Origin of the sequence: Mycobacterium neglectum, from assembly GCF_002591975.1 — a bacterium.
Classification (GTDB): Bacteria; Actinomycetota; Actinomycetes; order Mycobacteriales; family Mycobacteriaceae; genus Mycobacterium; species Mycobacterium neglectum.
In genome coordinates this window covers 41307-49193 of record NZ_NVQE01000042.1, presented here as the reverse complement: position 1 = coordinate 49193, position 7887 = coordinate 41307, and the positions used below count along the sequence as shown (strand labels likewise).

The following is a 7887-nucleotide window of genomic DNA, read 5'->3' as shown; positions in this document are numbered from 1 at the left end:
CAAACGCACAGCGTGCGGGTTCAGAAACACAGAAAACTCGGCCCGCCGGATACGCTTCCACTGCACCCGCAAACAGCGGGCCGCAACCCAGACATCATGCTGATTGCCCGCTCAAAATCGAAGAGCCGTCAAAGCCTGCACCTCGTCTCGAGCATTGCATCAGACGACGATGGCAACGAAACCAGCGGACTTACGATTTTCGAAGTTCACAACGGACTAATCACCTATCACGGCCGCTTCGACGAAGACGACTTCGAGGGCGCCTACCGCGAACTGGAGCGTCGCTACTACGCGGGCGAGGGGTCAGAGTTCGCCGAAAACGGCCTCGCGGTGTGTGAAACAGCGCTCGCGATCGCGCGAGGCGACCATGAGTTGTTGTCTCGTGAGTTGCTTTCTCCCACACTGCATTGGGGCAACCGGTCTGGCTCCCCCTCGCCGGGTGGTTCCACCGATGCGCTCATTAGTTGGTTCAAACACTTGGACGAACTGGTCGTCTCCTCAAACATGTGGCAGCCGGCAATCTGTTGGTTGTCGTCTGGTCTGAGTGTCTTTCGTTTGCAGCGAGATGCTCGTGGACGTGATGGCGAACTGTACACGTGGAAAAGCATTGCCGTCGGCGAGCACGGCCACGGCCAGTTGTTGTCGGTATACGAATTCGATCCTGAGGACGAGGATGCGGCGTTTGCTTACGCCGAGGAGCGGATGCAGGCGGCCAGCGTCCGACTCGCTGTGACGAACCGCAGCGTTCAGTCCGCAGAGAAGCTCGGTCAAGCACTGAACGCTCACGATATCGACGCGATTATGAACTGCTTCTCAGACGACCTGGTGTATGACGATCATCGGCGACTGACCGGTGACCCGATCAGCGGCCGCACCGAGTTCCGAGCCGCATTCGAGCGGATACTCGCCCAGTACAGCCATTTTGAGAGACGCGTCCTCGCAGTTCGGGGTGATCGCCTGAATCTGCATAAGGGCCGTTGGTCAGATGACTCCGGGAACGAGACGGCCTACCTTCACGTTTACGAAATGGACGACAACGGTCTGCAGATCTACGAGGGCCGCTTCGACGAAGACGACTTCGAGGGCGCCTATCGCGAGCTCCAGCGGCGTTATTGCGCCGGGGAAGGAGCGTCGTTCGCGGCAGGAGTTGGGGTCGGCACGGAGTGGCTGATCGCCGCCAATAACGGCGACTTTGACCGGGTGTTCGGCGAGCTCAGTCACCCCGACCTACGAACCGGTAACCGGTCTCGCTCGGGATTCCCGGATCGCACGGCCGCCGAGCTTCGCGCCAGCTTCGATGGGCTGAACGCGATGGTCGCCTCGGCGCGGATATGGAACTCAGTTGAACACTGGTTGTCCCCTGCCGTCGTCGTTGGCCGCCAGGAGCGAGAAGCAGTTGGGCCAGACGGCGAGCAATACACATGGGTGCGACTCTTCGTATTCGAGGCTGCAGACGGACGAGCCGCCGGCATGTGTGAATTCGACCCCGACGACGAAGACGCCGCGTTTGCCTACGCCGAGGAGCGGGTGCGGGTAGCGCAACAGCGCTAGCGTGGAGATATGACGACCCCCGCCCCCAAGCTGCAGCTGTCCAACGACGAGTGGCGCAAGAAGCTCAATCCCGAGGAGTACCACGTACTACGCGAGGCCGGTACCGAGCGCCCGTTCGTCGGTGAGTACACCGACGCCAAGACCGAAGGTGTCTACGAATGCCGGGCGTGCGGAGCCGAGTTGTTCCGCAGCAGTGAGAAGTTCGAATCCCACTGCGGCTGGCCGTCCTTCTTCGATCCGGCCAACTCCGACGCGGTGATCCTGCGCTCCGATGACACCCTGGGCATGCACCGCGTCGAGGTGATCTGCGCCAACTGCCACAGCCACCTTGGCCACGTCTTCGAGGGTGAGGGTTACCCGACGCCGACCGATCAGCGCTACTGCATCAACTCGATCTCACTGCGGCTCGTACCCGCCGAGTAGTCGCTAAGCCGGGTAAACCCCGAACTCGGATTGGTCCTCGGTGTCGGCAACGCACTGAAAGATCAACGGCGCCGTCATCGCATTGCCGGTGTAGCAGGTGAACGGCCCGATCGTCTGAAACTTTTCTCCGTACAGATCGTACTGAGCGGCGTAATCAGCGGCAGTGATGCAGTCGATGTCACCGGCGGTGATGACGATGCTCTGCCCATTGGCAGGCGCACAATGTTCGCCGCCAGGTGGCTGCGCGGCCGCGACCGGCGCCAGCGCGAGCGCGACCAACGGCAGTGTCGTGACAAGCAACGCCTTGGTGATCATTGACCAATGATGACCGGACTTTGCCTATGTCGATGGGTAATCGGGAATCCAGCGCACCTCGGCGATGCGCGCGGCCAACTCGTCGTCGCTGCGTTTCGGGGCGACGCCGTCCGCGACCGCTTGCCGGCCGACGGCGAGCGCAATCTTCACGGCGATGTCGGGCACTTCCGACCAGGCGGGCAGCAGCGGCTGATTGGGATCCCTCAGAGCGGGAGACGCATCACCGAGGCTGGTCGCCGCGGCCCGCATCATGTCGTCGGTCACCCGCGTCGCTTGCGCCGCCGTCACCGCCAGCCCCATCGCCGGGAAGATGTACGCGTTGTTGCACTGTGCGACCGGCCGCTCGACACCGTCGCGGTGCAACGGCGCGAACGGTGACCCCGTGGCGATCAACGCCCGCCCGCCAGTCCACTCGTCCAACTCGGCGGGGTGTGCCTCGGCCCTGCTCGTGGGATTGGACAGCGGGAAGATGATCGGCCGCTCGGTCTTGGCCGCGAGCTCGCGGACGATCTCTTCGGTGAACGCACCCGCCGCGGTCGAAAGACCCAGCAGCACACCCACATCAACGTGATGCACAACGTCGGCCAGCTGCGCGGGCCCGGACAAGCCCCAGTCCCCCACCGAGCTCGTCGGCTGGGCGAACGCGCGTTGCCCGTCGGACAGGTCGGCGCGGTCGTCGGTGAGCAGTCCCACGACATCGACCACCCAGATCCGCGACGTCGCTTCCTGTTCCGACAGTCCTTGCGCGACCATCTCCCGCTTGACCATGTTCAGCACACCGATACCGGCCGAACCGGCACCCAGCATCACGACCTGCTGTTGGGACAGCGGGACTCCGGCGACCTTGGTGGCGCCATGCAGCGCGCCGACGGCCACGGCGGCGGTCCCCTGGATGTCGTCGTTGAAGGTGAGTAGCTCGTCGCGGTAGCGCTCGAGGATCGGCTGGGCGTGCGCGGTAGCGAAATCTTCCCATTGCAGTAATACGTCCGGAAGTTCATCGCGAACCGCGGCCACGAACTCGTCGATGAACGCGTAGTAGTCCTCGTCGTCGATGCGCCGGTGCCGCCAGCCCAGATACTGGGGATCTTCCAGCAGTTCGACATTGTCGGTGCCCACGTCGAGCACGATCGGCAGGGTGCGCGCCGGGTTGATGCCTCCGATGAGGATGTACAGCGACAGCTTCCCGATCGGGATGCCCATGCCGCCGATGCCCTGATCGCCGAGTCCCAGAATCCGCTGACCGTCGGTCACCACGATCACATCGGGATTGCGATGCGGGCGATTGCTCAACACCTCGCGCAGGTGTTCGCGGTCGGGATAGCTCACGAACAGTCCGCGCGGCCGGCGATAGATCTCGCTGAAGCGCTGACACGCCTCGCCGACGGTCGGGGTATAGACGATCGGCATCGTCTCGGCGATGTGGTCGTGGAGCAACCGGTAGTACAACGTCTCGTTGCGATCCTGCAGCGCCCGCAGGTAGATGTGCTGGTCGAGACCGGGCCGGCGGGTGGAGAACTCGCGCCAGCTGTGCTCGACCTGTTGATCGAGGGTTTTCTCCGCGGTGGGCAACATGCCCAGCAGGCCGTACTTGCGTCGTTCGGCGTGGGTGAAGGCCGTGCCTTTGGTGGTCAACGGGTCAAAAAGCTTGGCCTGTCCGGTTATTGCCTCAGACACCTGTGTCCTTCCGCCGGAAGCGTTACGGGAGTTTGGTGATCAACTCTTCCACGCTCACCCGCGGCCCGGTGAAAAACGGGGTCTCTTCGCGGGTGTGACGGCGGGCGTCGGTGGCGCGCAGTTCACGCATCAGGTCGACGATGCGATACAACTCGGGCGCCTCGAACGCCAGGATCCACTCGTAGTCCCCGAGCGCGAAAGCGGGCACCGTGTTCGCGCGGACGTCCTTGTACTCCCGGGCGGCCATACCGTGCTCGGCCAGCATCTTGCGGCGCTCGTCATCGGGCAGCAGGTACCACTCCAGCGACCGCACGAACGGATACACGCAGACGTACGCGCCGGGCTCCTCACCGGCCAGGAAGGCAGGGATGTGGCTCTTGTTGAACTCGGCGGGCCGGTGCAACGCCACGCTGCTCCACACCGGATCGCTCGCCCGACCCAGGGCGGTGGTGCGGCGAAAATCCGAGTAGGTCGCCTGCAGGGCCTCGACGGTCTCGGCGTGGGTCCAGAACATGAAGTCGGCGTCGGCCCGCATGCCGGCGATGTCATAGATTCCGCGTATCACGACGCCCTTGTCTTCCTGTTGCTTGAGGAAGGTGGCCGTCTCGTCGACGGCGGCGGCGCGCTCGTCGCCCAATTCACCAGGCTCCACCGAGAACACCGAAAACATCAGGTAGCGGACGGTGGAATTGAGCGCGTCGTAGTCGAGCTTGGCCATAGCCCTATCGTGCCACGCGCGAGGTGACGAGCGAGCCGGCCGCCTTGGTGGCTGCGCCCACACACGCGGGCACCCCGATGCCGTCCAGGTAGGCACCGGCGACGGCCAACGTCGGAGGTACACCCGCCCGCAGCTCGGCGACAAGTTCGCCGTGGCCCGGGCCGTACTGTGGCATCGCGTCGATCCATCGCGCGACGTGACAGTCCTCGGGCTCGGTGGCGACCCCGAACACCGTGGCCAGGTCCTGCGCCGCCCAGTCCAGCAGGTCTTCGTCGCCCGCGCGGCGCGCCACGTCCTCGCCGAACCGGCCGTATGACAGGCGCACCAGCTCGACGTTGCCGCGCTGACCCCATTTTCGCGACGAAAGCGTTATCGCCTTGGCGTGCAATCGTTCTCCCCTCGCGACCAGCACCCCGGACTGCTGAGGCAACGGAGTACCCCCCGGGAGAGCCAGAGCCACCAGCGCACTCGAGGCCACCCCGATGCGGCGAGCGGCCGCGGCGGTGCGCGGGGCTACGTCGTCAACGAGGCGGGCGAGCCGCGGCGCCGGTACAGCCAATACCGCCGCGTCGGCATGGTGACGCCCGCCCTCGTCGTCGACGATCTCCCAGCCCCGCTGCGAACGGCCGATCCGCTCGACGGCCACCTGCAGCCAACGGAAATCTGCCCGCTGGACCAACTCGTCGACCAGCACCGCATAGCCGCCGTCGATCGCCCCGAACACCGACCCGGTGGCTACGGACGGCCCCGAGGCAGACAACGCGTCGCGCACCGCATCGGTCAGGCTGCGCGCGCCGCGGTCCAGCGCGGCGGCCAGCGTCGGAAGAGCCGAGCGCACGCCGATGGTCGCCGACGATCCGGCGTACACACCTGCCAGCAGCGGATCCACCGAGCGGGCCACCACCTGGTCACCGAACCGGTCGGAGACCAACTCGGCAACGGACGGATCGGCCCCGGGCCGCCAGCGCAGCGGCCGGTCCCGCTCGTCACGGATTCGCGCCAGTGTCGCCTCGTCCACCAGTCCGGTGAGCGCCGCGGGCTGCGCCGGAATGCCCTGCAGCGTGTCCGTTGGCATCGGGTGCAGGCGCCCCTGGCTGTAGATCAACGGCCGCGCCCCCGTGGTGCCGATCTGCCTGCCACTCAGGCCCAGCTCGGCCAGCAGTGCGGGCACCTCGGGACGTCGGGCGAGGAAAGCCTCGGCGCCGACGTCCATCAGCTGGCCGCCGATCCGCTCGGTGCGCAGCACACCTCCCAGCCGGTCAGCCGGGTCGATCAGCGCTATCGACACGTCCGGACCCGCCCAGACCCGCAACCGATATGCGGCGACGAGACCTGAAATCCCTCCGCCGACAACGCAATACGACGTGCTCACAGCGAATGCACCACCGCCACCAGTTCAGTGATCACGCCGGGGTCGGTACCGGGCAGCACGCCATGGCCCAGATTGAAGATGTGTCCGGCGGCTCCGGCATCGATCGCGCGGCGGGCGTCCTCGACGACAGCGCGGGCCGCCCGCTCCACAACCGGCCAGCCGGCGAGCAGGACGACCGGATCGAGGTTGCCCTGAAGCGCCGTGTTGGGTGCTACCCGTGCCGCGGCGTCAGCCAGCGACGTGCGCCAGTCCACACCGACGACAGCGGGGGCACCATGCCCCGACACAGCCTCAGACATCGCGCCAAGCAGCTCGGCGGTACCGACCCCGAAATGGGTCATCGGCACACCGGCTTCCTTCAACGAGGAGAACACCCGCGTGCTGTGTGGCAGCACATAGGTGCGGTAGTCGGCCAGCGACAGCGTCCCGGCCCAGGAGTCGAACAGCTGGATCGCATCCACACCGGCGGTGACCTGCGTCTGCAGGAAGGCGATCGTCACATCGGTGAGCGCCGTCATGAGCGCGTGCCAGGTGGCGGTTTCGCCGAGCATCATCGCCTTGGTCCGCTCGTGGTTGCGGCTCGGGCCCCCCTCCACGAGGTAGGAGGCCAGGGTGAACGGCGCGCCCGCGAAGCCGATGAGCGGCACATCGCCAAGCTCGCCCACCAGTTGCGTGATGGCTTGTGCGACGGGCGCAACCTGCTGTGGATCAAGCGGTTTGATCGCGTTGATGTCGGCGATGCTGCGCACCGGATGGTCGATCACCGGTCCGACGTCAGGCACGATGTCGAGTTCGATGCCCGCCGCCCGCAGCGGCACCACGATGTCGGAGAACAGGATGGCGGCGTCCACGCCGTGCCTGCGAATCGGCTGCAGCGTGATCTCGGTGATCAGCTCCGCGTCGAAGCACGCCTGCATCATGGTGTTCTTCGCCCGCAGCGCCCGGTACTCGGGCAGCGAACGTCCGGCCTGCCGCATGAACCACACCGGAACGCGGTTTGGCTTGCGGCCGCGAGCGGCGGCGAGATACGACGAGTCGGGCAGCTCACGGCGGGTAGTCATCGGGTCCAATGCTGCCATGCGCCTCCGGCAGCCCCCCAATTCCCTGCCCAGCGGCACCGGACTTACGCCGACGACGTCTGGCACTTCTCGCGGCGCAGCAAACCTCGCCTGACCACTGCCTATCCCCTCACCGGCCGAAATCGGCGCGCCTGCGCACAGACCAGGCCCGATGGGGCTAGCGTCGAACGGTGACCACCGCCGAACCGGCTCAATTCCGCGAAGCGGTGGCGGCTATGAATGCCACCACCGTCCGAGCCGAGATCGAGCTCGGCCCGATACGCCCACCTCAGCGGCTGGCGCCGTACAGCTACGCGCTCGGCGCCGAGGTCCGCCACCCCGAGACGGCCATCGTTCCCGAACGTTCGGAGGGCGACGCGTTCGGCAGGCTGATCCTGCTGCACGACCCCGAGGGCGCCGAGGCATGGGACGGCACGATGCGAATGGTGGCCTACATCCAGGCCGACCTGGACGCCAGTGAGGCCGTCGACCCACTGTTGCCGGAAGTCGCGTGGAGTTGGCTCGTCGACGCGCTGGAGTCGCGCGCCGAACATGTCACCGCGCTGGGCGGCACGGTCACCGCGACCACATCGGTGCGCTACGGCGACATCTCCGGACCGCCACGCGCCCACCAGCTGGAACTGCGGGCGTCGTGGACGGCGACCAACCTGGCGCTGGGACCGCATGTCGAGGCGTTCTGCGACGTGCTAGAGCATGCCGCAGGCCTGCCCCCGTCAGGGGTGACCGACCTGAGCTCTCGCACGCGCGCCTGACGC

The 7887-nt window shown here is 66.2% G+C and carries 7 protein-coding genes and 1 pseudogene; 3 read left to right on the top strand and 5 right to left on the bottom strand.

What is annotated here, in order from left to right; genetic code table 11:
* Together CSQ99_RS24875 and msrB are read left to right on the top strand one after the other, a co-directional pair.
* The coding region (locus CSQ99_RS24875) for a YybH family protein (protein WP_218014613.1) at window positions 1-1551 on the top strand (1551 nt) is incomplete at its 5' end.
* A 9-nt stretch (window positions 1552-1560) separates the two neighbouring features.
* The gene (gene msrB, locus CSQ99_RS24870) at window positions 1561-1974 is read left to right on the top strand and encodes a peptide-methionine (R)-S-oxide reductase MsrB (protein WP_099041664.1); all 414 of its coding nucleotides are present in this window, start codon (window positions 1561-1563) and stop codon (window positions 1972-1974) included.
* Between the two features lie 3 nt (window positions 1975-1977).
* Here msrB and CSQ99_RS24865 read toward each other — a convergent pair whose 3' ends face one another.
* From CSQ99_RS24865 to hemE, 5 genes and pseudogenes are all read right to left on the bottom strand, one after another.
* On the bottom strand, window positions 1978-2289 hold the full coding sequence (locus CSQ99_RS24865; RefSeq protein WP_099041663.1) for a hypothetical protein: 312 nt from the start codon (window positions 2287-2289) through the stop codon (window positions 1978-1980).
* 24 nt (window positions 2290-2313) lie between these two features.
* A pseudogene (locus CSQ99_RS24860) lies at window positions 2314-3966 on the bottom strand (NAD-dependent malic enzyme); the annotation flags it as partial.
* 19 nt (window positions 3967-3985) lie between these two features.
* On the bottom strand, window positions 3986-4681 hold the full coding sequence (hemQ, locus tag CSQ99_RS24855) for a hydrogen peroxide-dependent heme synthase (protein WP_099041661.1): 696 nt from the start codon (window positions 4679-4681) through the stop codon (window positions 3986-3988).
* A 4-nt stretch (window positions 4682-4685) separates the two neighbouring features.
* The gene (locus tag CSQ99_RS24850) at window positions 4686-6053 is read right to left on the bottom strand and encodes a protoporphyrinogen oxidase (protein WP_099041660.1); all 1368 of its coding nucleotides are present in this window, start codon (window positions 6051-6053) and stop codon (window positions 4686-4688) included.
* A complete protein-coding gene (gene hemE / locus CSQ99_RS24845; protein ID WP_099041674.1) occupies window positions 6050-7114 on the bottom strand; it encodes a uroporphyrinogen decarboxylase in 1065 nt (354 codons plus the stop codon). The genes CSQ99_RS24850 and hemE overlap by 4 nt, the downstream gene beginning before the upstream one ends.
* A gap of 188 nt (window positions 7115-7302) precedes the next feature.
* Between hemE and CSQ99_RS24840 the strand changes: the two genes are divergently transcribed.
* On the top strand, window positions 7303-7884 hold the full coding sequence (locus CSQ99_RS24840) for a DUF3000 domain-containing protein (protein ID WP_099041659.1): 582 nt from the start codon (window positions 7303-7305) through the stop codon (window positions 7882-7884).
* Window positions 7885-7887 lie beyond the last annotated feature (3 nt).

Excerpts from the sequence above, each read along its gene's own strand:
- hemE (WP_099041674.1), bottom strand. The coding sequence starts at position 7,114 with ATGACTACCCGCCGTGAGCTGCCCGACTCGTCGTATCTCGCCGCCGCT.
- msrB (WP_099041664.1), top strand. The coding sequence starts at position 1,561 with ATGACGACCCCCGCCCCCAAGCTGCAGCTGTCCAACGACGAGTGGCGC.
- hemQ (WP_099041661.1), bottom strand. The coding sequence starts at position 4,681 with ATGGCCAAGCTCGACTACGACGCGCTCAATTCCACCGTCCGCTACCTG.
- CSQ99_RS24865 (WP_099041663.1), bottom strand. The coding sequence starts at position 2,289 with ATGATCACCAAGGCGTTGCTTGTCACGACACTGCCGTTGGTCGCGCTC.